Origin of the sequence: Bacillus sp. FSL R7-0685, from assembly GCF_038002425.1 — a bacterium.
GTDB classification, from domain to species: domain Bacteria; phylum Bacillota; class Bacilli; order Bacillales; family Bacillaceae; genus Bacillus; species Bacillus subtilis.
This window is the reverse complement of the sequence record NZ_JBBOCN010000001.1, coordinates 1,466,372-1,490,287: the sequence shown is the minus strand read 5'-3', so window position 1 is coordinate 1,490,287 and position 23,916 is coordinate 1,466,372. Positions and strand designations below refer to the sequence as shown.

Annotated in this window: 28 protein-coding genes; 3 read left to right on the top strand and 25 right to left on the bottom strand. The window is 42.8% G+C overall.

All coding sequences use genetic code 11. From position 1 onward, the window contains the following. Positions 1 to 4: 4 nt before the first annotated feature. The 9 genes from yknW to MKY50_RS07870 form a co-directional block, all read right to left on the bottom strand. Positions 5 to 700: a toxin SDP protection protein YknW gene (yknW, locus tag MKY50_RS07910; RefSeq protein WP_003232360.1), complete on the bottom strand. Its 696-nt coding sequence runs from the start codon at positions 698 to 700 to the stop codon at positions 5 to 7. A 109-nt stretch (positions 701 to 809) separates the two neighbouring features. Beyond that, entirely contained in the window at positions 810 to 2,624 is a 1,815-nt protein-coding gene (locus MKY50_RS07905; protein ID WP_341116465.1) for an ABC transporter ATP-binding protein, read from the bottom strand. Between the two features lie 11 nt (positions 2,625 to 2,635). After that, a complete protein-coding gene (locus MKY50_RS07900) occupies positions 2,636 to 4,393 on the bottom strand; it encodes an ABC transporter ATP-binding protein (protein WP_341116464.1) in 1,758 nt (585 codons plus the stop codon). Positions 4,394 to 4,616: 223 nt separating this feature from the next. Next, positions 4,617 to 4,850 carry a molybdopterin converting factor subunit 1 gene (gene moaD / locus MKY50_RS07895; protein ID WP_014476678.1) on the bottom strand — a complete coding sequence of 78 codons (234 nt, stop codon included), beginning with the start codon at positions 4,848 to 4,850 and terminating at the stop codon, positions 4,617 to 4,619. Beyond that, positions 4,843 to 5,316, bottom strand: a complete 474-nt coding sequence (locus MKY50_RS07890; protein WP_015252181.1) for a molybdenum cofactor biosynthesis protein MoaE — start codon at positions 5,314 to 5,316, stop codon at positions 4,843 to 4,845. The genes moaD and MKY50_RS07890 overlap by 8 nt, the downstream gene beginning before the upstream one ends. Continuing rightward, positions 5,316 to 5,837: a molybdopterin-guanine dinucleotide biosynthesis protein B gene (gene mobB, locus MKY50_RS07885; protein WP_080529272.1), complete on the bottom strand. Its 522-nt coding sequence runs from the start codon at positions 5,835 to 5,837 to the stop codon at positions 5,316 to 5,318. Before mobB ends, MKY50_RS07890 begins: the two co-directional genes overlap by 1 nt. Further along, positions 5,798 to 7,090: a molybdopterin molybdotransferase MoeA gene (locus MKY50_RS07880; RefSeq protein WP_341116463.1), complete on the bottom strand. Its 1,293-nt coding sequence runs from the start codon at positions 7,088 to 7,090 to the stop codon at positions 5,798 to 5,800. Before MKY50_RS07880 ends, mobB begins: the two co-directional genes overlap by 40 nt. Before the next feature lie 17 nt (positions 7,091 to 7,107). Beyond that, positions 7,108 to 8,127, bottom strand: coding sequence for a molybdopterin-synthase adenylyltransferase MoeB (locus tag MKY50_RS07875; protein WP_017696813.1), 1,020 nt, complete (start codon positions 8,125 to 8,127; stop codon positions 7,108 to 7,110). A 50-nt stretch (positions 8,128 to 8,177) separates the two neighbouring features. Then, a complete protein-coding gene (locus MKY50_RS07870; protein WP_341116462.1) occupies positions 8,178 to 8,777 on the bottom strand; it encodes a molybdenum cofactor guanylyltransferase in 600 nt (199 codons plus the stop codon). A 136-nt stretch (positions 8,778 to 8,913) separates the two neighbouring features. Here MKY50_RS07870 and cse15 point away from each other — a divergent pair, with 136 nt between their 5' ends. After that, on the top strand, positions 8,914 to 9,879 hold the full coding sequence (gene cse15, locus MKY50_RS07865) for a spore protein Cse15 (RefSeq protein ID WP_341116461.1): 966 nt from the start codon (positions 8,914 to 8,916) through the stop codon (positions 9,877 to 9,879). Positions 9,880 to 9,919: 40 nt separating this feature from the next. Here the strand turns inward: cse15 and rok are convergent, their stop codons facing one another. The 3 genes from rok to ahpA form a co-directional block, all read right to left on the bottom strand. Then, positions 9,920 to 10,495 (bottom strand): transcriptional regulator Rok, encoded by a 576-nt coding sequence (gene rok, locus MKY50_RS07860; protein WP_003232378.1) that lies wholly within the window; start codon positions 10,493 to 10,495, stop codon positions 9,920 to 9,922. 465 nt (positions 10,496 to 10,960) lie between these two features. Next, positions 10,961 to 11,407: a thiol-disulfide oxidoreductase YkuV gene (gene ykuV / locus MKY50_RS07855; RefSeq protein ID WP_015252187.1), complete on the bottom strand. Its 447-nt coding sequence runs from the start codon at positions 11,405 to 11,407 to the stop codon at positions 10,961 to 10,963. Between the two features lie 71 nt (positions 11,408 to 11,478). Beyond that, positions 11,479 to 12,021: a biofilm-specific peroxidase AhpA gene (ahpA, locus tag MKY50_RS07850; RefSeq protein WP_003245371.1), complete on the bottom strand. Its 543-nt coding sequence runs from the start codon at positions 12,019 to 12,021 to the stop codon at positions 11,479 to 11,481. A 236-nt stretch (positions 12,022 to 12,257) separates the two neighbouring features. On the opposite strand from ahpA, the gene mscT reads away from it, so the two are divergent. Next, positions 12,258 to 13,061, top strand: coding sequence for a small-conductance mechanosensitive channel protein MscT (gene mscT / locus MKY50_RS07845; RefSeq protein ID WP_003244994.1), 804 nt, complete (start codon positions 12,258 to 12,260; stop codon positions 13,059 to 13,061). A 36-nt stretch (positions 13,062 to 13,097) separates the two neighbouring features. Here mscT and MKY50_RS07840 read toward each other — a convergent pair whose 3' ends face one another. From MKY50_RS07840 to fadH, 13 genes are all read right to left on the bottom strand, one after another. Next, on the bottom strand, positions 13,098 to 13,343 hold the full coding sequence (locus MKY50_RS07840; protein ID WP_003232382.1) for a YkuS family protein: 246 nt from the start codon (positions 13,341 to 13,343) through the stop codon (positions 13,098 to 13,100). 61 nt (positions 13,344 to 13,404) lie between these two features. Further along, positions 13,405 to 14,529, bottom strand: a complete 1,125-nt coding sequence (locus tag MKY50_RS07835; protein WP_048655217.1) for an N-acetyldiaminopimelate deacetylase — start codon at positions 14,527 to 14,529, stop codon at positions 13,405 to 13,407. Positions 14,530 to 14,598: 69 nt separating this feature from the next. Beyond that, positions 14,599 to 15,309 carry a 2,3,4,5-tetrahydropyridine-2,6-dicarboxylate N-acetyltransferase gene (dapD, locus tag MKY50_RS07830; RefSeq protein WP_003218680.1) on the bottom strand — a complete coding sequence of 237 codons (711 nt, stop codon included), beginning with the start codon at positions 15,307 to 15,309 and terminating at the stop codon, positions 14,599 to 14,601. A 104-nt stretch (positions 15,310 to 15,413) separates the two neighbouring features. Next, a complete protein-coding gene (locus MKY50_RS07825) occupies positions 15,414 to 15,869 on the bottom strand; it encodes a flavodoxin (RefSeq protein ID WP_003245242.1) in 456 nt (151 codons plus the stop codon). Between the two features lie 15 nt (positions 15,870 to 15,884). Further along, positions 15,885 to 16,778, bottom strand: coding sequence for a WD40/YVTN/BNR-like repeat-containing protein (locus MKY50_RS07820; RefSeq protein ID WP_003232385.1), 894 nt, complete (start codon positions 16,776 to 16,778; stop codon positions 15,885 to 15,887). Beyond that, on the bottom strand, positions 16,768 to 17,244 hold the full coding sequence (locus MKY50_RS07815; protein WP_015252191.1) for a flavodoxin: 477 nt from the start codon (positions 17,242 to 17,244) through the stop codon (positions 16,768 to 16,770). Before MKY50_RS07815 ends, MKY50_RS07820 begins: the two co-directional genes overlap by 11 nt. Positions 17,245 to 17,355: 111 nt before the next feature. Further along, entirely contained in the window at positions 17,356 to 18,237 is an 882-nt protein-coding gene (gene ccpC / locus MKY50_RS07810) for a transcriptional regulator CcpC (RefSeq protein ID WP_003232387.1), read from the bottom strand. A 148-nt stretch (positions 18,238 to 18,385) separates the two neighbouring features. After that, positions 18,386 to 18,829: a cyclic-di-AMP-binding protein CbpB gene (gene cbpB, locus MKY50_RS07805; protein WP_003218674.1), complete on the bottom strand. Its 444-nt coding sequence runs from the start codon at positions 18,827 to 18,829 to the stop codon at positions 18,386 to 18,388. A 137-nt stretch (positions 18,830 to 18,966) separates the two neighbouring features. After that, the gene (abbA, locus tag MKY50_RS07800) at positions 18,967 to 19,164 is read right to left on the bottom strand and encodes an AbrB antirepressor AbbA (protein WP_010886502.1); all 198 of its coding nucleotides are present in this window, start codon (positions 19,162 to 19,164) and stop codon (positions 18,967 to 18,969) included. Between the two features lie 133 nt (positions 19,165 to 19,297). Continuing rightward, positions 19,298 to 19,816, bottom strand: coding sequence for a ribonuclease H-like YkuK family protein (locus MKY50_RS07795; RefSeq protein WP_003232389.1), 519 nt, complete (start codon positions 19,814 to 19,816; stop codon positions 19,298 to 19,300). A gap of 110 nt (positions 19,817 to 19,926) precedes the next feature. Further along, on the bottom strand, positions 19,927 to 20,166 hold the full coding sequence (locus tag MKY50_RS07790) for a YkuJ family protein (RefSeq protein ID WP_003218671.1): 240 nt from the start codon (positions 20,164 to 20,166) through the stop codon (positions 19,927 to 19,929). Between the two features lie 646 nt (positions 20,167 to 20,812). After that, positions 20,813 to 22,036: an EAL domain-containing protein gene (locus tag MKY50_RS07785; protein ID WP_003232391.1), complete on the bottom strand. Its 1,224-nt coding sequence runs from the start codon at positions 22,034 to 22,036 to the stop codon at positions 20,813 to 20,815. A 63-nt stretch (positions 22,037 to 22,099) separates the two neighbouring features. Beyond that, positions 22,100 to 22,864, bottom strand: a complete 765-nt coding sequence (gene fadH, locus MKY50_RS07780; protein ID WP_003232398.1) for a 2,4-dienoyl-CoA reductase — start codon at positions 22,862 to 22,864, stop codon at positions 22,100 to 22,102. A 142-nt stretch (positions 22,865 to 23,006) separates the two neighbouring features. Here fadH and MKY50_RS07775 point away from each other — a divergent pair, with 142 nt between their 5' ends. Then, positions 23,007 to 23,867 carry a metallophosphoesterase gene (locus MKY50_RS07775; protein WP_003232400.1) on the top strand — a complete coding sequence of 287 codons (861 nt, stop codon included), beginning with the start codon at positions 23,007 to 23,009 and terminating at the stop codon, positions 23,865 to 23,867. The last annotated feature ends 49 nt before the right edge of the window (positions 23,868 to 23,916 follow it).

The window sequence follows — 23,916 nt, the reverse complement described above, 5'->3', positions numbered from 1 at the left end:
GAGCTTATGCACCCGCCACAGAATTGATTAAACCTGAAAAAAGCGAAAATACAACTAAAATTCCGAATAGAATGATTGCTGAAATCCACCCGGCTTTTTTGGAGATGCCTCCCGTTTTGTGAAGTCCGATTGCTAATAATACAAAGCTCCAGATGCTGAAAATTTCAAAGGTATTTAACACGCTGGCAAGAGCCCCGTCAGATGGGATAATCCCTGCCAGTGACGTCGTGCTGTAAAGAGGATTCACGTCAGTCGTAAAAGCAACGATTCCATTAACCAATAATCCGAGACTGCTAATCAAAGAGACAAACAGACTGAGAGAAAGCATTTTTTTATATGTCGTAACACCGCCTGATACTTTTACACAGAGCCAATAAATAAGAGGGGCAATAAATAATGCTGCGATACCGCCGATAATAGCGCCTGCCATTCCGCCAAATTTGGTTATTGTTGCGACAGTTTCCATTTGTTCAGCAGATAGCCCTTGCGTATCCTGGCTTTTCAAAAGCTCACTATAATCCGTACCGAGTGATTGCAGCACGGCACCGACGATGATAATTGCTGCAACAATCAAAAGCGGTCCCCATACAGCCGGCCTTTCTCTTATTCTTTCAAATTGAACGGACGGACTTGTGATTACTCCGAAAAGTGAAGGCTTTTCAGTCGCCGTTCCGCTGTTTTTTTCTACATTCGTTTCCATTTCAAAACCTCCTTGAGAATATCTAACAAATAGTACGGGAAGGATATCAAAAAGTTTCATGTTTTTCTAATAAATTTCCAAAAACCTTCAATATTGAAGGCTTTTCATATTATTCTATCGCTGTGCTGTATTGCGCTTTCACAAGCCCGGCATAAATGCCTCCTTTAGCGAGAAGCTGATCATGGTTCCCTTCTTCTATTTTCCTGCCGTGATCAAGAACAATGATGCGGTCGGCGTCGCGGATCGTAGACAATCTGTGAGCGATCATCACTGCTGTACGCCCTTTCAGAAGCGTTTTTAACGCTTGCTGAATTTTTACTTCTGTCTCTGTATCAATGCTTGCCGTTGCTTCGTCAAGGATGATAATAGTCGGATCGGCGAGCAATGCTCTTGCAAAGGAAATAAGCTGACGCTGACCGGCAGACAGTACGCTGCCTCTTTCCTCCACCTCTGTTGCGTATCCTTCCGCTAAATCAGAAATAAACTCATCCGCTCCGACCGCTTGGGACGCTTTCATCACCTCTTCATCCGAAGCATTTGGCCTTCCAAAACGAATATTTTCCATGATGGTCCCAGAGAAAATAAATGTATCTTGCAGGACAATGCTGATTTGAGAGCGCAGACTGGCAAGGGAAAGATCCTTAATCGGTATACCGTCTATTTTAATGGTGCCTCCGGTCGCATCATAAAAACGGCTGATTAAATTGGCAATCGTCGTCTTCCCGCTCCCTGTATGCCCGACAAGCGCAAGCGTCAAGCCCGCCGGAATAGAGAAAGAAACGGCGTAAAGGGCTTTTCGTTTTTCATCATACGAAAATTCAACCTCTTCAAAACTGATCTCCCCATTTATCTTTTCATTATGAATGGCATTCGGCTTCTCCTTGACATTTGGCTGTTCGTCCAGAAACTCAAAAATCCGTTCTGATGATGCCATCCCCATTAACAGCTGATTATAGACCTGACCCAGTCTCGAAATAGGTTCCCAAAACATTCCCAGATAGAAAGCAAAAGAAACGAAGACGCCAATCGTAATGGTTTCATTCATGATGAGTGTGGCTCCATACCAAATCAAGACAGCCGTCCCAATCGCATTCGTCATTTCTACCAGCGGACGGAACATGGCATTTTTTCTAGTTGCTTCCCGCCATGATTCGTAGTTCTCCTGATTGACACCGTCAAAATACGCCATGTTTTCTTCTTCCTGCGTAAATGCCTGTGTGACCCGGATGCCCTGAATGCTTTCGTTTAGATGAGAGTTGAGCTTCGATTGCTTCAGCCGTACCGTTTGCCAGGATCGGCGTATTTTTTTTCTGAGACTTGTTGAAATAAAAAACATAATCGGCAATGTCACCATGATGGCTATAGTCAGCTCAGGGCTCAGCGTAAACAAAATAATAATCACGCCGGCCAGAAGCAGCAAGTCGGTCAACAAATTGATGACTCCGCTTGTAAAGAGCTCCTGAAGAGAGTTAATATCATTCATGATCCTGACTAAGATCGATCCCGCCGACCGCTGATCAAAAAATCGATGGGATAAGCGCTGCACATGGGTAAATAAATGCTGTCGCAAATCGTAAATGACATGCTGGCCAAGCTGATTCATCCACCTGATTCTTAACACATTGGCGGCGTAATTGAGGACATATAAACCGCTAATAATAAAAATGAGCTGAATCAGCAGCTCCGAGTTTCTTCCTGTAATCGCTTGATCAAGAACATAAATGCCGATCAGAATGGGGATCACAAGCTTCACAGCAGTGCCAATCAATACGGTGAGAAAAGAAAGCGGCAAAATTGTTTTTCGATATGGTTTGACATAGCTCAGCAGCCGCCACATTTGAGCCCAGTTAAACGGCTTTTCAATGATTTCATCTGAAGAGTAATAGAAACGCTCTAAAATCCCCTGTTTTTTCGTTTGTTTCATTTGGCCCCTCCCTATCCGACCTCATGCGGCTCATTAATCATTTTGACATCACGGTATTGCAAATCGTAAATCTTTTTATAGTAGCCGCCTTTTTCAAGAAGCTCGTGATGTGTTCCCCTTTCACGAATGCGTCCTTTATTAAAAACGAGAATTTCATCGGCGTGTTTCAGTGAAGAAATGCGGTGAGCGACGATAAAGGTTGTGCGGTTTTTCATGACTTCTTTTAAGGCAAGCTGTATGCTGTGCTCCGTTTGCATATCTACTGCGCTTGTGGCATCATCCAATATTAAAATGCTCGGGTTCAAGCAGATGGCTCTCGCAATGGCAATACGCTGTTTCTGCCCGCCGGAAAGCCCCATTCCCCTCTCTCCCAGCATGGTGTCATACCCATCAGGAAGCTCCATAATAAAGCTATGAGCCTGCGCCCTTTTTGCCGCTTCGATGACGTCTTCCATTGAGGCATCCGGCCGCCCATACGAAATATTTGATCTAATCGTAGATGAAAACAGGAAGGATTCTTGAAGTACGACCCCGATATTGGAACGAAGGGTTTTTAACGAATAATCTGTGATTGGTTTGTGATCAATGGTAATCATTCCGCTAACAGGACTGTAAAAACTGGTGAGAAGCTGTGTCACTGAGCTTTTGCCTGAACCTGTCGGGCCCAACAGTCCGATTACCTTCCCGCTGTTTGCCTCAAAGCTTACATTGCACAGCGCGTTTGTTTGTTCTTTTCCGTATGCAAGAGAAACATTTTTGAAATGGACATCTCCGGTTAATTTTTGTTTATGCAAAGCATGAGGATGATCTGTAATGTCTTCTTCTTTTTCCAGAATGTCGAGCAGGCGTTCCCCTGACGCTTTTGCTTGAGAGAACATATTGATGACAAAACCTAAGTTCATAATGGGCCACATCATATAATTGACAAGGCTGAAGAAAGCAACAAGCTCGCCGGGATTGAGCTGATTTTGCATAACCAAGTAACCGCCGTATGAGAGGAGAGCTACAATACAAATGTTACCAATGAACTCCATTAAAGGGAAATACGCAGACCAGATGGATGATGTTTGTAAATACTGCGCCCTGTATTCTGCATTGGCTTTATTGAAAGTGCTGATCTGAAAATCTTCCCTGGAAAGAGATTTAACCGTATTAATGCCGCTGATATTTTCCTGAACTTTTGTATTGAGTTTCGCAAACGATTTGCGGATGCCTCTGAAGGCGGGATGGACTCTTTTGTCAAACCGGTATACCGCAACCGCGAGAAATGGCAGAACAGCTATTGTCACAAGCGTGAGAGGAACAGAATAGTAAAACATAACCGACAGGCTGATGGCTACCAGCAGGCCGAAGCGAATGAGCTCAGCGAGACCATATGATAAGAAAAAACGAAGCCCTTCAACATCAGCAGTCAGCCTGGACATCAAATCTCCTGTTTTCGCGTTATCATAGTAAGAAAAAGAAAGCCGCTGCAGTTTTTCATACAGACCATTTCTCAGCCGATAAACGGATTTGATCCCGAACATATCACCTAAATACTGATGAAAAAAGGTAGCCATTCCTTTCAAAACCATTACCGCAATAAATCCTAAGCTGACCCACGCCGCAAGCTGATACTGCCGTCCCAGCACGATCTCATCAATCGTAATTTGCAGGATAATCGGATAAACGACAGTAATTGCAGTCATCAAAAGCATGGCTAGAAGCGACCACATAAACACTTTTCTGTACGGCCAATAATACATTTTTAATCTTTTAAATGTCTCCATATCCAGCACCTTTCCAACATTTATCATCTTCACTATATCGATACCCGAAATAAATTTCTATTATTTTTCAAAATTTCAGTCTAATTATGGAGTGAGTCTCTTACTTTATAGGGAGTAACATATGTAGAATAAACGCTTACAGAAAATCATTGTATGCTGAGGATACTTGGGGATATGCCAATGAAATACAGAAAAACCAGACGGCTGAAATGCCGTCCGGTTTTCATCCCCCGCTGACCGGCGGTATGATGGCTACCGTGTCACCCGAAGATACAGAGGTATTTTCTTTTACATAGCTTTCGTTAACGGCAATCATAGCCGTATCAATAGATTCAAGACCGTATTGTTCTTTTAGACTCGCTTTTATTTCATCTGTGGTTGCTTGTTCCACATCTATTTCTATTGCTTGTGTACCGGCCTGTTCAGCCAGTCCTGCAAATAAAAGAATTTTAATCATGCTGCTCTCCCTCGCTTAGGTCTGGTTTTCCGTTCGGATAAGCTGTTGTTTCTAGCTGGTCGCCGATCCATTGCTCACCGTCTTCCCAAATTTCTTTTTTCCAAATCGGCACAATCTGTTTAATGCGTTCAATCGCATACTCATTGGCTTCATATGCGGCTTTTCGATGGGGAGAAGATACAGCAATCACTACCGCTGCTTCACCGATATCGAGCACACCTATACGGTGCGTGATCGCAGCTGAGGCACCTTCCCATTTTTCTTCGATTTCAGCGCCGATTTGAGCAAGCATTTGCACGGCCATCGGTTCATATGCCTCATATTCAAGCCGAACCGTTCTTTTTCCGTTTGTCCATTCCCGAACCGTACCAATAAATGTCGTAATGGCCCCTGCTTCCCGTTTCTCCACTTTATTGATGATGTCTTCAGTATTAATGGGTGTTTTCGTAATCTCAAACCGTTCCATTATGCAGATTCCCCCTTCAGCTGTGAAAGCACAAAATCCACGGCAACCGGATCATCCGCATGAAAAACGGGTAATCCCTGATGCTCTGTCATATGCTCTTTTTTTCTATAGATGATGGCGATTATATTTATTGCTTGCAGCGCTTCCAGATCTTCCTTTTCACTTAGGATAACCACTTTAGGATAAGGGGCTTTTTTAAAGCCTTCAATCAGAAGACAGTCTGTTTCGAGAAATTGGTATAACTCGACCAGCCGTGCCAAATCCCAATTGCGGCGGGCAGTCAGCTGTAACACACCAGCACCTTCTACCGCTGTTACATCAGCACCTGCCGCCTTGTAACGGTCCGTGTCTTTTCCTTCCGTGAGCGTTTGCGGTTCACCGCCGTGACCATGGTGCTTCAGGCAGCCCAAATGGACTCCCTGTTCAGAGGCTTTTTCAAGAATGCGCTCAATAAACGTTGTTTTCCCGCTGTTTTGAAATCCTACAACTTGGACGATCGGGAAAGGACGGACCAAGGCCATTCACTTCCATTCTCTTCTCTGATGAGCAGCACTTGAACCGTTCTGCCAGATTCGTAGCCTCGCGTGCCGCCCGGCAGGATAATAAATGCATTGGCATCTGCAAGTGTTGTGACAGAGCTCGACTTATCTAAGCCAACGGGTGTCGCCAACAGCTTCCCTTCCTGATGGTGCACGAGCGCACGAACAAATCGGGTAAATGGGTTCGGCTTCGGAAAATCCTTGGTCAAAACAGCTTCCGCACAAATTGAATGCGGTGTTTCATTGAGCAGCCATGTCTGGATTATCGGTTTGACAAACAGTTCAAAACCGACATAGCATGCCGACGGATTACCAGAAAGGCCAAACAGCAGCATATCATTTGCATGCGCCACCGTTGTCACGCTGCCCGGGCGCATGGCAACTTTATTAAACAGCACGTCCGCTCCGAGTTTTTCATTGATCGCAGGCAAAAAGTCAAAGTCACCGACTGACACACCGCCAGTTGTGATCAGGAAATCCACTTTTTTCATCGCTTCTTTAACTGCAGCAAAGCTTTTATCCAGTTCATCAGAGATTTTCCCTAAATAAAGCGGTGTTGCGCCTGCTTCTATCGCTTGCGCATATACCATACTCGCATTGCTGTTGCGGATTTTTCCCGGTTCCAGCGGATCACTGACATTCAGCAATTCGGTACCGGTTGCGATAATCCCGACTACAGGCTTTCTCACGACAGGCACAGATGCGTATCCGAATGTTGCCAAAAGAGCCGTCACTCCTGGTGTCACCCGGGTGCCCTTTGTCAGTAAAACACTCCCTTTTTGAGCGTCCTCACCTGTTTTTGAAATATTATCCCCCGTCTGAAAGCGGCGTTTTAAAGACATAAATGACTTCCCATTCTCCTCAAAGGTTTGAGTCAGTTCAATCATGACGACTGCATCTGCCCCTTCAGGGATTTGCGCGCCAGTCATAATCCGTACGGCTTGAAACGGGCCAAGTTCTTTTTCAGATACTGCTCCCGCTCCAATATGGTCAATAACTTCAAACCGAACTGGGTTTTCACGTGAAGCTTCTGCCGTATCGCACGCTCTGACAGCAAAACCATCGTATGGCGAACGATCAAACGCAGGTACGTGGTGATCCGCAGTTATATCTTCGGCTAAAAACCGATGAAGGCTGTCTTCAAGCGCCACCCATTCTGTTTCACCTTGTTTTTGAAAATGGCAGACACGCCGAACTGCCTCGTCTACCGGTATCGGTGTTCTTTTCTCCAGCATTCTGACCCCTCCTGTTGTTACAGTCCAATCACTCTTGCCAACACGGAGTTGGCTTCTTTCACATCATTTGTTCCATGCACCAGTGCCCGTCCGTCATTGAAAATGACAATTCTGAAATCCTCGTAAAAAATATGCAGCAAAAACGCATTAGCCTCGACCTTGCCGATTGTTTTCAGCCGCTTAATGAGTTCCTGTTTCGGGATTCTTTTTAATGATTCTGACCTTACCTGCACTGTATCACGGCCGCATAATACAGCAGCTTTTGGTGTATTCCAATCCTGAAGATAAGGATATACCGCATTTGCTCCGCAAGATGGGCAATCCTCACGGCGTACATGATTAACGTTAATCTTCATATGCGAATTGTTCCAGACATCAAATGTCACAAACCCCCGCTGTATTGCTTCTATTTGGCCGGTTAACAGCTTAAATGCCTCAGCCTGCTGATATGCTGAAACGATATGCACAGCAGGCGGAATAATGCCGGCAGTATCACACGTCGCCCCGCCGACAGGAATTTGCTCAAACAAACAAGACAGACAAGGGGTTTCTCCGGGAATGACTGTCATGAACATTCCCTGGCTGCTTACACAGGCGCCATAGACCCAAGGTGTCTTTGTTTTCTGGGCAAGGTCGTTTATCAGCATGCGGGTTTCAAAATTATCTGTCGCGTCGATCACGACATCTGCTTTTTCAATGAGCGGCTCAAGCGTTTCGGCTGTTCCTTCGGTAACATACGCCTCAATATGTATCTCGCTGTTAATCGCTGATAGATGTTCTTTGGCAGCCATGGCTTTCGGCATGCGGAGTTTGGCATCGCTTTCTGTATAAAGCTGCTGCCTTTGAAGATTGCTCCACTCCACATAGTCACGGTCAATAATGGTAATCGTACCGACTCCCGCTCTCGAAAGCCCTTCAGCTCCTGCAGTGCCGAGCGCTCCCGCTCCGACAATCAGCACGTGGCTGTCTGCCAGTCTTTTCTGGCCCTCTTCCCCAATTTGCTTAAATCTGATTTGCCGTGAATAACGTTCCTCCATCAAACCTGTTCTCCTTATCTTTTATGTCATCTTATCATGTTATTGCCCCGTCAGTCCCGCTTGAGGGAGTTCGATTTTTCTTTCAAACAGCTAAAATCATCACGTGTATTAATGTTGATAAACTCTGCCGGGTTTGCTCCGATATTTTCAGCCTGTACGTAACAAACCGAAATTCTGCCTAATAAATCTGATATTCTCAACCTCTTCTCAGAAAGCTGATCGTATAGAACTGGCATGATACGTTTGTGGTAAATCGCAATCAATGGCTGCACTTGTCCGTCTGAAATTGGGACTACCGCGTCCGCACCGGCAGTCATCAGACGTTTGAGCTCCAGCATCGTCCTTCTTTGTATCAGCGGTGTGTCACAGGAAAGAACAGTATAAAGATCACCGTCTGTCTTTTTAAAAGCGGTATATATACCAGCCAATGGCCCCATGCCTTGAAATGGCTCAGCATCTTGATACACTTCATTTTCACCGTTTTCTTGAAATCTATCAATAAATTCGGGACGGCTGATGATAACCGTTTGTTCTCCAAGTGCCTCTTTAGCGCATTCGTAAAGCATCCTGCCCTTCCATTTGACAAACGCCTTCGGTTCTCCAAATCGCCGCGAGGCTCCCCCTGCCAGCAGTACGTTTACATGCTTCATATCATCTCACCTCTAGTTTCGTTAAAAGCATAGCAAAAGCAAAGGCTCAACGCTACTGCTTGTCTGTTTATTAAAGAGGAATAGCTGTTCAGTATTTGCATATTGTAGTGTTAACATCATGAGGGAGATGGTTCGAATGAAAAGATCAGGTCCTTTTTTCCACGACGTGTCTCAGGAGAACCTTTATTTAAAATCCGAGCTTTCAAGGTGCCATAAGCTGATTGCTGAACTTGAAGCAAGCTACTTCCATCAGAAAAATAACAAACTGCTCAAAGAAAATACCGATATGAAAGAAAAACTCCAGCAGCTGTCTGCCGAATTAACACATATGTCAACAAAAGAAAAACATGCCTCCCACACCAGCCAAACCCTGCACCAAATAAGAGCGGAACTGCTTGATAAAATCGTTGTTTTGCAGGAGCTTCTATCTGCTGAAACCTATAAACGCAGAGCCGAAATCGAAGAAAAACATAAACTTCATATTGCTAAAGTCAAAATCGAAGAAGAAAATAAAAATCTTCATAAACGGATCAGCGAACTTCAAGCCTCGATTGAGCAGGAACAAAATGCACTGCTTCAGGCAAAACAGCAAGCCGAATTGATAAAAGCCGAAAACGGGCGTCTAAAAGAGCAAATGGTAGAAAAAGAATATCAGCTAAAACATATTAAAATAGAAGTTGATCATATGAAAGATCGAATCATAGAAACGAAAGAAAGACTGCTAGACATAGAAAAAACGAAAGAAAAATTATTTCACGAAACTATTATATCGTATAAACGGCAGCTTGATGAAAGCGATGCCTGGATTGCTTCTCAATTTGCCGATATTGATGGCGGCACGAAACAAAAAGAAAAAACGGAAGAAGAAGCTCCAGCGGTCTACGCGCAGCCAAATCATGTAGAGACTATCCTTGAAGATGTCACCAAACAGATACATGTGCTTCAAAAACAGCTTGCCCACGCCCAATCATCAGACCAGGCCAAGAGCCATACAATCGAAGAGTTGAAAAACAGAGCCGCTGAAGAAAAGCCTTATCAAAAGTGGGTGTATAAGCTTAATCTTGAAAAAGAAAACAAACCTTTACAGAAAAAACCTCAATAAAAAAACTGCTTGAGCGATGCCAAGCAGTTTTTCTTTATATTTATTCATTTGCTGATTCTGCAGATTCGATTTCACCCTCTAAAATGTACTGCCCGCGATATGGCTTTTTCACTTCCGGGTACATTTTAATTAAGCTTTGCATAAATGTTGTCATATTAGGGATTTCAAGACCGCTTTCTTTTTCAATCTCTTTTTGAAGCTCCGAGCTCTTAATCGCCGCGTTGTGGCGTTTTAATGTTTTAATAGCAGCTTCACGCAGCTTAGCTGCTTTTGATCCCGGTCTTGCCGTTCCTCTTCTTCTTCGTGTTGTTCCGTCTGGTATACCGGCAGGAAGAGAGGAAATAGATTGAAGCTGAGGCTGAACAGACTGCTGCTGTGATTGCGGCTGATAGCTTCTGATTTCCTGAGCCGCAAGCTCAGCGAGAACCGGCAGAGAGTCAGGTTTTTTTTCAGAACGGAAATCCTTTTTGATTTCGGAAGGGCTTCCATTTCTGTCCAGCTCTCTTAATTTTGCGTATATTTTATCACGTTCAATTTGATATTCACGAATGACTTTCACTTCAGCTTCATTTAATTGTTCTAACCGCAAGCGCAAAGCTTCTCTTTCATTAAACATTCCTCAATGTACCCCCTATCAAAATTAACATCTTTAATTAAGATATTAGATTACAAAAGTAATTTTATCAACTATTATTTTAGCATTTTACTATTATATTTACTCTATGAAAAATTCCTTATTTTCTGAAAATGTTTTATTTTTCAAAAGAGTCCTTTATTCTCAAGGGATTAAGGGGCTTTCTAGTTTATTTGGTATAATGTTGAAAATATATATTTTACTTACTTCTTTAAAGAAATTTAGTGTAATATCTACAATTTTCGAGTTATGAGATATGAGATTTATCTAAAATTGAGGAAAAACATCAAAAATTAGCTGTGTTTTCTAGCGTATCAATCAAACAAACCATCAATTCCTATACCCAAATTTGGAAAAATAAGCTTCTTACTCTTCTTCCATTGCTTTTTGCACAAATAAAAAACCTGATGTGATCAGGTTTTTAGGAAATACTATTTAGTCAGATACCTATTCCGTTTCAGCCAGAACGCGGTTCACACGTTTTTCAAGCATTTTCATACCGCTCCCGCCGGCTTGGAAGTGACGGAGCTGTCCTGTTTTATCAAACACATAATACGCAGGTACGTATTCATTTTCAAATGCATCGGTTAAAGCATGGTCACTGTCAACAAAAATCGGCTGAGTGATATCGTGTTCAGCGGCTGTTTCTTTAATTTTACCAAGGTCAAGATCATCTTCGGAACGGGGCATATGCACAGCTACAACATTCAGTTGATCTTGATATTTATCACGAAATTCATTCACTTGCGGCATCGCTTCTTTGCACAAGTGGCAGCTGATGGACCAGAAATGAATAAGCGTCGGCTTTTCCCCAATCAATTGCTCTCTCGTCACTTCACCATTTAACCAAGCTTTTTCTCCCGTCAATTCCGGCATGGGCTGACGTAATTTCATTGCTTTTTCCCTCCTATTTTAAAAGAGAGGCCTAACGAATATGCTAGACCGCTTTTCGTTCATGGAAAGAATTAAAGTGTTTTTTGGCCTGGTTTCCAGTTAGCCGGACAGAGTCCGCCAGTTTGCAGCGCCTGGAGAACACGAAGCGTTTCATCAACATCACGCCCAATGTTGTTATGGAAAACAGTTTGATATTGAAGCTCCCCTTCAGGATTAATAATAAACAATCCGCGCAAAGCCACACCTTCTTCTTCGATTAAAACGCCATATTCCCGGGATACCTCATGGTTTGTATCAGCAGCAAGCGGGTATTTCAGCTGGCCAAGACCGTTTTCTTTGCGGTCTGTATTGATCCAAGCTAAATGAGTATGGATGGTATCAGTTGAAACCCCGATGACTTCTGCATCAAGATCTTCGAACTCGTCATAGCGGTCAGACATTGCTGTAATTTCTGTCGGACAAACAAAAGTGAAGTCCATTGGATAGAAGAATAGCACTGTCCATTTGTCATTTTTCATGTTTTCCTCAAGACTTACTTTGCCGAATTCTTTGCTTGCAAGGACTGCTTCCATTTCAAAACGAGGAGCTTGTTTACCTACCATACGTTCTGCCATATGTATCCCTCCAATTTATTGTTTGGCTTTAAGGTCAAAATCGCATGAAAATAAAGGGTGATTAACCATTTTTAGTTATATTGCAATGCCATTATATAAAAGCAGATTTCCTGAGTCAATTTTTAACAAATCATGTATGTCTTTGGCTTCGACATTTTTAAATAAAACGTTTAACATGGTCATGTACAGGGTAACTAGCCTCAATGTGCAGCAATCAATTAGAAAAGGAGCTCAACATGGACTTTATTAAACAATATGATTGGGCGGGACTGATTACAAATGCCGGTGTTCTGCTCATTAAACTCGCCATTATGATATTGCTCTATTTTATCGTTCGATCATTAGGCATGAAAATCATTAAACATCTGTTTGCAAAATTCGAGGAGCAGAATAGCTTGTCTATCGGACGTGCACATACGCTCCGAAGCCTGACTCTTAACATATTTGCTTATACTTTGATTTTTATATTCTTCGTCATGGTTCTAGATTTGTTTCATTATGATCCAAGCGCTCTTTTAGCGGGGGCAGGAATCGTCGGCCTGGCTGTCGGATTTGGCGCCCAAGGGCTTGTCAGTGACATCGTGACAGGTTTTTTTATTTTGCTTGAGAAACAATTGGATGTCGGAGACTATATTACCGTTTCCACCTTTGACGGAATTGTCGAGCAGGTTGGCTTAAGAACAACTCAAATCCGCAGCTTTGACGGAACATTGCATTACATCCCCAACAGAAACATCACAAACGTGAGTAATCATTCTCGTGGTACCATGCAGGCTCTTGTTGATATTAAAGTGCCGGCTGAAAGAAACATTGATGAAATGATTCATATTTTACAGCAGGTTTGTGATGAGACGGCAGCGGCTCTTCCACAAATAAAAGAAGGCCCAAATGTCATCGGGATTCAAGAACTGGGGACTTCTGAAATTGTGATCAGGGTCATTGCCAAAACAGAAAATATGGAACAGTGGCGAGTCGAACGAGTGTTGAGAAAAGAAATAAAGAACGCGTTCGACCGCGCTTTCCCTAAAGAAACAGAATAAATAAAAGAACCGAAGCTTTTTGCTTCGGTTTTTATATTACTGAATTCTGCTTTCAACTTCGCTGCAAATTTCTTCAGCCGTCATCCCGGAAGCTGTAATGACAGGTGCTTGTGTTACCGTATCGGCTATCCCTTGCACATTATTATCAAGACCTGTTACGACACAGCAGTCACAGCCTTGAGCATCAGCAGGGCTTTTCATCATTACAACGTCATATCCTTTTTCTTTTAAAGCAGCTTCTACATCTGATAATGATTGTTCAATTCCTATTTTTTTAGCCATTTTTGAACACCTCCGTTTACTAGAGTGCTCATTTTATGGAATTTTATTCTTTCATTTGTACTTAATTGGCATAAACAGAAAAATAACCTGTCATGACATTAACCGCTGTTTCTATCGCATTTTCATCGGGATTCAGCTTAGCATGATGAAGCCCATGTTCAGAATCAGCGCCGAGCCAGAACATGAAGCCGGGATATTTTTTCAGCATGTAGCCAAAATCCTCTCCAGTCATTGCTTCTTTTGCTTCAATTACTGTCGCCAGTTGATGTTCAGCAACAAAAGACATAAATTCTTCTGTTAATCCGCTCGTATTGTAAACTTGGTGATATACAGACGGATATGTCACTTTTCCTTTGCAGCGGAATCCGATTTCGATTCCTTTCACTACATCTTCAATCCGTTCCTTTACTTGTTTCATCGATTCTTCAGAAAGCGTGCGGATCGTGCCTTCCAGGTGGGCCGTTTCTGCAATGATATTTTGTGCCGAGCCTCCGGTAATGGTACCAACTGTAATAACAGCACTGTCTAGCGGATCTGTGTTTCTAGAGATAATCGTTTGCAGCTGGGTGACAAGTGTACTTGCTGCTACAACCATATCCTCAGCCAAATGCGGATATGCCGCATGTCCCCCTTTGCCTTCCAGATCGATGACTAGCTCTGATGTATTCGCAAATAGAAGGCCGCTTTTTGTCGCAATGGTGCCTACCGGAAGCTCTGGAGCAATATGAAGGGCAGTGATGAAATCAGGCTGCCATTTTTTTAATACATCGCTCTCAAGCATTGGTTCCGCACCGCCAGGCCCTTCCTCTGCCGGCTGAAACAGAAAAAGCAAATCATGTTTGACTGGGTGGTGAACAAAATGATCAATAATGCCGAGTGCAATTGTCATATGCAAATCGTGACCGCAGGCGTGCATGTTGCCGTGATGCTCTGATGCGAATGGAAGACCAGTTTGCTCTTCTATAGAAAGCGCATCGATATCCGCTCTGTATGCCAGCATTTTTTCCGGCGCCGTCCCGTTCACTTTTACAAAAAGCCCTGTTCGCCATTTCTCAATTTCAATTCTGTCTTGCGGATATTGTTCCAAGACATTTAATAAATACTGCTGGGTTTTGAACTCCTGAAATCCAAGCTCCGGTATACGATGCAGATCTCTGCGAATTGCGATGAGCTCCTCTATCTTCATTTCTATTCCTCCTGCCTATACGAATAAGGCGTGGATATATTATCCACGCCTTTTTTATCAAACTTTTCCTTACAGCTGGCGTAATTCCTGCTTGATTTCAGTTTTGCCTTTTGTTTTTTCATCAATGTCTTTGATTTTTTTAGCTGGTGTGCCTGCAACGACAGTGTATGGCTCAACGTCGTTTACCACGATCGCTCCCGCAGCAACAACAGCTCCTTTACCTACTGTTACACCTTCAAGCACAACAGCATTTGCGCCGATTACGACGTCGTCTTCAATCACAACCGGTTTAGCGGATGGCGGCTCAATAACGCCCGCAAGTACAGAACCCGCGCCGATATGGCAGTTTTTTCCGACAGTAGCTCGTCCGCCAAGCACAACGTTCATATCAATCATTGTGCCTTCGCCGATGACTGAACCGATATTAATAGAAGCACCCATCATGATGACTGCGTTATCACCGATTTCAACTTGGTCGCGGATGATCGCGCCCGGCTCGATACGCGCTTTGATGTTTTTTAGATCAAGCATTGGGATCGCAGAATTGCGGCGGTCATTTTCAACCACATAGTCTTCGATTTTGCTTTGGTTTTCTTCGATTGCTGTTTGGATTTCGCTCCACTCACCGAAAACGACACCAGTGTTTCCGTTGATAAAAGCTTTCGCAGATTCGCCGAAATTGATTCCTTCCAGCTCACCTTTCACGTAAACCTTTACAGGTGTTGATTTTGTACTATTTTGAATAAATGAAATAATTTCATTTGCGTCCATCATTTTCATATGTATAGTCCTCCTCCTGATTTTCTACCTCATTACTGTATCAAAGGAAAGATACAAAGACAAGAAAAAAAGGAACAGCCGTTTTAGCAGTTCCCAGTGAGTGATCAGACAGCGCACCCGCTTTTCTTTGCGAATTGTCTCCCGAAGTTTATTAATTCTTCCTCTTCTTCACCTTCTGGATTATTTTCGATTTTTACCGAAGGCAGCACAATGTCTCCACCGCGTTCTTTTATTTTTGCCTCTAGCGTATCAACCGCTCCGCAGAAAAATTCATATGCTGTATCACCGGAACCGAATACAGCGCATGTTTTGCCGGAAAAATCAATCTCCTCCATGTCTTCAACAAGATCTAAAAATTCATCAGGCAGATCTCCGTCTCCCCACGTGTAGGTTCCCATTATGACATGGTCATAATCGGTAAACAGCTGGGCATCATCAATATCCATTGCTTCGAAACGGTCTACTTCTGCTAACGCCTCCTGAAGCCCCTTTTCAATCAAATCTGCCATAGCTTCAGTGTTGCCTGACATTGTTGCATAAACGAGCAAAATCTTCGCCAATTCCTTGTTCCTCCTCTAATGAATCATTGCTGAAACTTCGTACGGCTGGACAAATTTACATTCATACAAGCCTGCGCAAAAGAAATTCTCTTTCTGATTGGCCACTCTCCATCCATGTCCCTTAATGGTATCGAACCATTTTAACGACCGGGCTTCGAGATCAACCTGGTAAATTCTCGAAAAACCATTTTCATCTTGTGTTGTAGTGACATATATAATGCCATCATCCTCTGAAAGATCAAGAAATGATTCTTCATTTCTGATCATACTGGATTGTATGGTGAATTCTTCACCATTTAAAAGATTCCTTACAGTGACAGCACCGTGCTTTCCTTTCACAGAACCCATCGCCGCCACCAGCCAATTTTCATTGAACACGAGCATGGATGCCGTCATCCGGTTTTTTTCTTTTTTGACAACTTGGACAGTGTCACGCTTAATGTCGTAAGCCCAAATGCCGCCAAAATATTCGTGTATTTGCGTGCCGATAAAAAGATTGCCCCCGTGAAGGCATAACGACCGGATAACAGGGGGATTATGAAATTCGGCAAAAGGTTTGGCTACGCGCCATGAGACACCAAAATCATCCGATACATAAATACAATGCTTACCGTGGGCGCAGACAAACCCGTTGTTTCTGCCGGTAATCGCCCACACTGTTGCATTTGTCGGAAAGCTCGACATCGTCCAGGTTTTCCCTTCATCAGCCGAACGAATGACTGTTCCCTTTTCACCAACGCCAAATAAGTAAGGCCCTATGTAGCTGATACAGTGTATCTTACTTTTCAAACGAAAAAGCTTTCTCCAGCCCTGCTCCAAAGAGTAATGAAAAATGCCTTCTCTTTGTACCGCCACAAAATATCCAGAAAACGCCGATGCCGTAACAGCGGTTGCCCCTTTATGAAACATGGCTTTTTTCCTTGTTCATATAATCTGCCCATGCAAGAAAACCTCTCGCAAACGCTCGGCAGCTTTCCACATCTTCATCTGTTTCAGGCGCTAATTCAATTTTTAGTGTTTCCTGGTAAACAGCAGCTCCCGCCTCTTGCAGCATGACATTGAACAAATTCACCGCTTCGCAAAACTTTGGATAAGAATAATCGCCAGACCCGAAGCAGGCTGTTTTTAAACCATTAAGCTGAATCTGTTTGACCTCTTCGAAAAAATCCTCCGCTTCGTAGGGCAAATCGCCGTCCCCCCATGTATAGGTGCCAATCAGTACATAATCATAGGAGGTTAAACAAGACGCATCCATATCATCTATCTCGACACAATCGATATCCAACTCATATTCCTGAAGCGTATCTTTTATTATGAAGGCAATGTCTTCTGTATTTCCTGACATGCTGGCATATGTAATCAAGGCTTTAGCCATGTTATCACCCCATTAGTTGATAATGATTTTCAATATCATATGTATCACTTTAAATGATAATGATTTTCATTGTCAACAGATAAATAAAAAAAAGACAGCACCTCGCTGTCTTTAAAATGGATTTTCCTGATCCAGCATATCCTTTATCACTTGTACAAAAGCTTGAACTTGTTTCAGTTCAAAGGCAGGCTCATAGCCTAATAACCATGTATCCCGACCGATCGGATGCCCTTTCATGTCTAAAAGAGGCATTTTATTCACTTTATCTTCATTTTGAAGGGTAACAGACGGCAAAATGGCATACCCGATTCCGTGCAGCGCCATCTGTTTGCACGTTTCAATCTGATCAACCAATATCGTCTGTTTCGGCGACGTTTTAAATTTTTGGTGCCACCAGTGCTGAATTTCCTGAAAATAAGTGCTGTCACTTTTAAACTGGATAAACGGCCGTTCTGTATGGGCAATATCTTCGATGCAGGAAATTTCAGTATCCACTAAATACAGATGATCTGTCATTAAGTAATCTTTGCGCCCCTTCCACTCAGGGTTGCCTCTTATAATGCCGATATGAACCTGATCCTCATACAAGCTTTTCAGCATTTCGCTGCTCCACCCGGTTATGAGCGAGATCTTTGCATTCGGATACTTTTCCACATACGTCTTCAGGACTTTAGGGAGCCAATGCTGACCGATTATGGAGGCGACGGCAAGCTTCAATGTGCCGTGAATTTCACCTTCAAGCTCGTCAATATTTTCTCTTATTCTTTCCTGCTCTAATGTCACATCATTCGCAAACTGAATGATTTTCTCACCGGCGGGCGTTACCGTTAATCCTTTTTGTGATCTTAAAAAGATTTTTGTTCCCCACGCCTTTTCAATGGTTTGTAAGCGCTGAGATAAAGCCGGCTGAGATACAAAAAGCCGTTCTGCCGCCTTTCTCATATTTAATTCCTCAGCTAAAACTACGAGCATATGAAGCTCTTGAAGCTGCATGTCGTCCTCCTTTTTGTTATCAATAAGTTTTTCTTATCTCCCATTCTAATAAAATCTTAGTTTCTTATTCAAGCCCTATTCTCGTTTAAATTATGTATGCGCTTTCTTTTTTTCGCTCTGGCTATATAATAAAAATAGGCCGTACAGCCTACTTATTCAACGAGCGTATATGCTTATTCAATTCCTTTAAAACGACTCTTCTCGTAAAAATCCCTTCAAATACCTGCTCGTCATTTTCAACACAGACAAATCCGTTATTAATGACCATGCCGAATCCCTTCATAATCGGATCATTGATATGAAGGCGCGGAATGTCGGTCAGCATGACTTCCTCAACAGTGATTTGGTCAAGCTTTTCAAACTCAATTCGCTCAAGTCCAAAAATACTGTTCATGATCATATTTGTCCCGATTAAGCCATGTAAACGATAGGAAGGATCCAGAACCGGGATGGCTGTGTATCCGGTTTTTGTCAATACTAATAATGCGTGCTCAAGGTTATTTCCGACTTGCACGTGCGCTACTTTGTCCGCCTCAATCATAAATTGTCCGACTGTTGCCTCAAGAAGTTGATCTGATTGTAAGCTTATCATGTTTTCGACCCCTTTTCATTTTCATCATCAATACATTCCCTATATTGCAATAATATAAACTTTATCAGTATTTGTCGAAAAGTTTCCTTTCAATAAAAAAGATACTCTTTGTGGAGTATCAATTATAGGGTGTCCCATTAATTTTCAAATCGAAATCGGTCGTATAGCGTTACAAGTTTTTTGTAGGTGGTTCCGTCAACGTTTTTGGTCCCTGTCTCTATATCGTTGATCTCACTGCTTAATAGCTCGATGGCATACTCATGGTTGATCAGGATATTCAGCAGAAGTTTTTGTTCTTCTTCTGTAAATCGTTCACCGATAAGACTCATTCGCAATCAGGCCCCCTGTTTTATACTGAATACCTCTGAAAGCAAGACAACTTACTTTCAGCTCTACCGCTAGAATAAGTAATCAGATAACAAACGTCAACCGCATAATTCGACATTTACCTTGGCTTTTTCAGCCAAATTATTTTGTGAAACGATTTGCATAGCTGAAGGCAGTGTATGAATCCGGCTTTATTTTGGCCTCAATCCCCATGGAGGTAATACGTCCAGTCATTTCTTGGATCAGATCTTTTGTAAGCCCTTTTTTCCCAATATCCAAGTGAACTTCAAAGGTAAGATCCGCCCCCTCACCGGTAAAGGGCAGGAGCAGATCGGTAATATCCATTAAGTGTCCATCAAGAATATGAGCGGCAGTTTCTTGGCTGTACGCCGTTTCTAACGAAATCTTCTCCCGAAGGCTATGTATGGGTCTGTCGACTGTATGATTTTTCAAGCAGCCCCAAGCTCCCTTGCCTGTACGATGCAAATGCAATGCGGTAATAAACTTTGTGTAGTCGCGGTAAACCTGTGAATCGGTTCCGATCGATAACACATAAGAAGAACGGGGGTCCTTTTGAACAAAGGCTTTAAGCCGTTCCATCACATCTTGAAAGGTCATCTGTGCTTCTGAAAGATTATAAAACAGAAAAGAATCAGCCATCACGACACTCCTTTTCAAGGATTTACAACCATGAAACAAGTATGTTCCTTACCGTTTATTTCGATTACTTTTGCAAAGGTGGAAGCTTGTTCCCCCCTATTTCAGGAATCTTACTGAAGAAGTTCAAAGATTTCGATGGAAACCATGTCGATATTATCAAACGGATATGTGTTAGGTTTTTCACCTTTTTGGAAAACCGTCAGTTCAAACGTTTGATTTTTTTCGAAATATTTAACACTGCATATTTTCTCACCATTCACTTCGAAATAGCGCTGCATTGGCTCGTTAGCCGCTTCCGCTGTTTCTTGCAGACTTTGCAGCCGTGTGATGATACCCATTAATTGTGACATTCTAAAAAAAGACTCCTTTCAAAAAGCAACTTCAAATCAACAAGTATTTATTATAATACAAGTTCTATTGAGCATCATACCATAAAGTCGGACAGGATGGCATTTTCACTGCTGAATTTAAGTAAAGAAAAAAAGTGAAAAAAACTATTTTTCTTTAGTTTGAGGCTTTTTTTGAATGTCATGCACACAATTATAATTTTTTTCGAATCTTTGGCAGCATTAAGAATGCCTTTTTGCAACGTTGTCAAAACCTTCTTTTGAATTTTCTGGTGAAGTCCCGCGTGGCCATAATCAATGGGAGTCATGCTGGATAGAGGTAAACAACGGAACTGAAATAAACATTTCAGAACGAATTTTCCTCCTCACCCGTGCAGCAGTGTCAGGGGTGTTCGGCACTGAATGTTTCTCCCCGTGTTAAACGTTTACCACTAGTTAGGTTTATTGTTTCATTGGATTGTCCTATGCTTTGACAAATAAAAAACTTGGCGGGGGTAGCGCCAAGTTTTTTCGGATCTTGATCTGATAGAGGGGTTGGGGAACAGAGAGTAGCTTCTCTCTATAATTAAATGATAATGATTCTCAGTATCAATGTCAATCGTTTTTTGATATTTTTTTCAATTCATAAAAAAAAACGGCCTTTCAGCCGTTAAATCAGTCCGTCCTGCTCATATAAATAAGAATAAGGCAAGTCTATAAATAAATACATCTGATCATCCATCGGATATGAAAACGTTCTGATCATTTCACCTGTTTCCAAATCACTGTACAGATCACTGAAAAAACCTTTTCTGAGATTTCTCATTCTCATAATGTTCTCCAGAAAATAAGGGCGCCAGCTCCAGTTCTTTTCCGCATATTCCGGCTGATAAATCCATTCTCCATCTTGCTTAAACACATTTCCCGTCAGCTGATCGCCTTCTTCATCACACATGTAAATCCTGAAGCTGCAATCTGTCAGCTCTTCCGCCAGCTTTTTAATAAAGTCATCATCAGAAGACAGATTGTTTTTTCTCAAAGAGGTCACAGCCTGATGCACTCGTTTGTAAAACTGTTCAGAGTGCTCATAGACGGTCTCCAGTTTCTTTTTCTCATGTGTGATAAATTGGTGAAATTCAGTTTTAAGTCTTTGTTTCAATACATCTCTCTCTAGAAACGTTTCAGATGGAGACACCAAGTAATAGCCCTGAAAATAACGGCCTCCGTTTCTCCAGGCGTACTGTAGCTGGAAGTTCGCCTCAATGTCTTCATACAATAGCGCCGCACCGATTTTTCTTGCTAATAAAGATATGCTGTACAGCACATGCTCATATGACGGTGACGGCTGTGACACTTTCAGCGCCTGCAAATCGATTTTTAACAGATCTGGTGAGAGCAGCGCGATTCTGTCCAAGTTGCTGCTTTCTTTTCCGATGTTGTCAACTGCGATTTTAATTCCGTATGTACGATAGTATGCAAGCATATGGTAGAGCTGCTCAATATCCCCTTCAAAATTGTGCTCTGTAATTTCAAGAACAAAACGGTGGAGTTCGATTCCTTTCGCTTCATATTCTTTCAGAAGCTCCAGAAAGCTTTCACCATGATCCAACATCAGCAGATTGGCATCCTGATTCATAAAAATCAGCAGATCAGAATCCGCCTCTAAAAAGCGGTCAAGAGCCTGGCGGATAATTCTGTTATCAACCTCTAGTTTATATTCTTCGGGTATCCCCGCATCTAAAAAGAAGGGCCCGAGACTTTGGATTTCTGAATCTGCCAAAATTCGTCCAAGCACCTCATATCCGACAACCTTCTGCTCCTCGGCACTGAAAATCGCCTGGTAATATGGAAGGACATCATCAATGTTCGTTAAAATATCAAGTGGATCCAACATGTTATCACCTGCTTCTCTATCTTTGTCTGATTATACCACATTGAATCCAAAGATTAATATTCTTTAAAACGGATAAGGATTCAGCCATTGCCCCCCGTCCATTGTGATACAATCCCCGTTTATATAGGATGCTTCATCAGAAAGCAAAAACGCTGCCAAAGCGGCGATTTCCTCCGGTGTGCCCAATCGGCCGAGCGGCACACTGTTCATCGTGCGGGCCATCGCTTTTTCCGATTCAAATAGCTTCTCCGCACCGCCTGTTCGTTCAATCGGTCCGGGGGCTATCGCGTTTGTACGAATGCCGTATTTGCTCCCCCATTCAACGGCCAGCGTTCTTGTCAATGACAATACCCCCGCTTTGGCTGCAGCGGAATGAACGACCCCCGCTCCCGCTCCCCAAGCGTACGTGGCTGCCATATTTAAAATGACACCCTGCTGCTTCTGGTCAATCCAATGCCTTGCCGCTGCTTGGCTGCAAAAAAATGTGCCGTTTAAAACAATCTCAATAACGGCTTTCCATCCATTGGGCGTCAGCTTTTCTGCCGGACAAATAAAGTTTCCGGCCGCGTTGTTAATCAGCGCGTCAAGCCGGCCAAAGGCTTTTACCGCTTCTTTAATCATGTCTGAAGCGGCGGAATCGGAACGGACATCCATTTGAAAACAAGCGACCTGTCCCTCAAAGGTCTGAATTTCTTTTTTTGTTTCCTCAAGTGCCTCATGGTTCCTCCCTGTCACCATAACGTGCCACCCTAATTCAGCCTGTTTTTTTGCCATCGCTTTTCCCATGCCGCTTGACCCGCCGGTAATAATTACCGCCTTTTTTTCCATGTTTATCCCTCCTATTATGAATGAGTATTCATTCAATAATATTCTATCATTATATCCCTGCCTCTGTCAGCACATGCTCATATGAGATTTTTATCAGATACAGATGATATAATAGAAAAACTCTATTAAAGGTTGGTTTGAAATGAAAAAGATGTCCAGAAGACAATTTCTAAAAGGAATGTTCGGCGCTCTTGCTGCCGGGGCTTTAACGGCCGGCGGGGGATATGGCTATGCCAGGTATCTCGAGCCGCATATGATCGAGACAACCGAACACACAATAAAAAGCTCTCTCATCCCGCACGGATTTGACGGTTTTAAAATCGTGCAGTTCAGCGATGCACACTTGAGTGATTACTTTACTCTCGAAGATTTAAAAACCGTCATTCTTACAATTAATGAATCTAAACCTGATCTCATTGTTTTTACAGGTGATATTATCGATAATCCTGATACGTACCAGCACCACCAGGCAGTCATTCCATTATTGAGAAAGCTTAATGCTCCCTTCGGCAAGCTTTGTATTTACGGCAATCATGATCACGGAGGCTATGGAACTGCCGTTTACAAAAGCCTGATGACGGCCGGAGGTTTCACGGTATATCGCAATGGCTATCAAACATTGTCACTCGCAGATGGCAGCAAAATCGAGATTGCTTCGCTTGATGACTTAATGCTGGGAAACCCAGATTATGAAGGCACCCTTTCAAGGCTGAGCGACAGACTTTTTTCCATTCTTCTCGTCCATGAACCTGATGCGGCCTTGAAAACAACAGATTATCCCGTAAACCTTCAGCTTTCCGGCCATACACACGGCGGCCAGATTCAGCTGCCTTTTTACGGACCGATTATTACGCCTCCATATGGAAAAGTCTACACAGAGGGAATGTATCAAACGGGCAGCACTCATATTTACGTAAACCGAGGCCTCGGGATGACCAGGCTGCCTTTGCGGTTTCTGGCCAAGCCTGAAATCACTGTCTTCACCTTAAAAAGCACAAATTAATGTAGCAGGATGGGCTCCTCATCAATACTTATAAGTAAAAAAGGAGGAT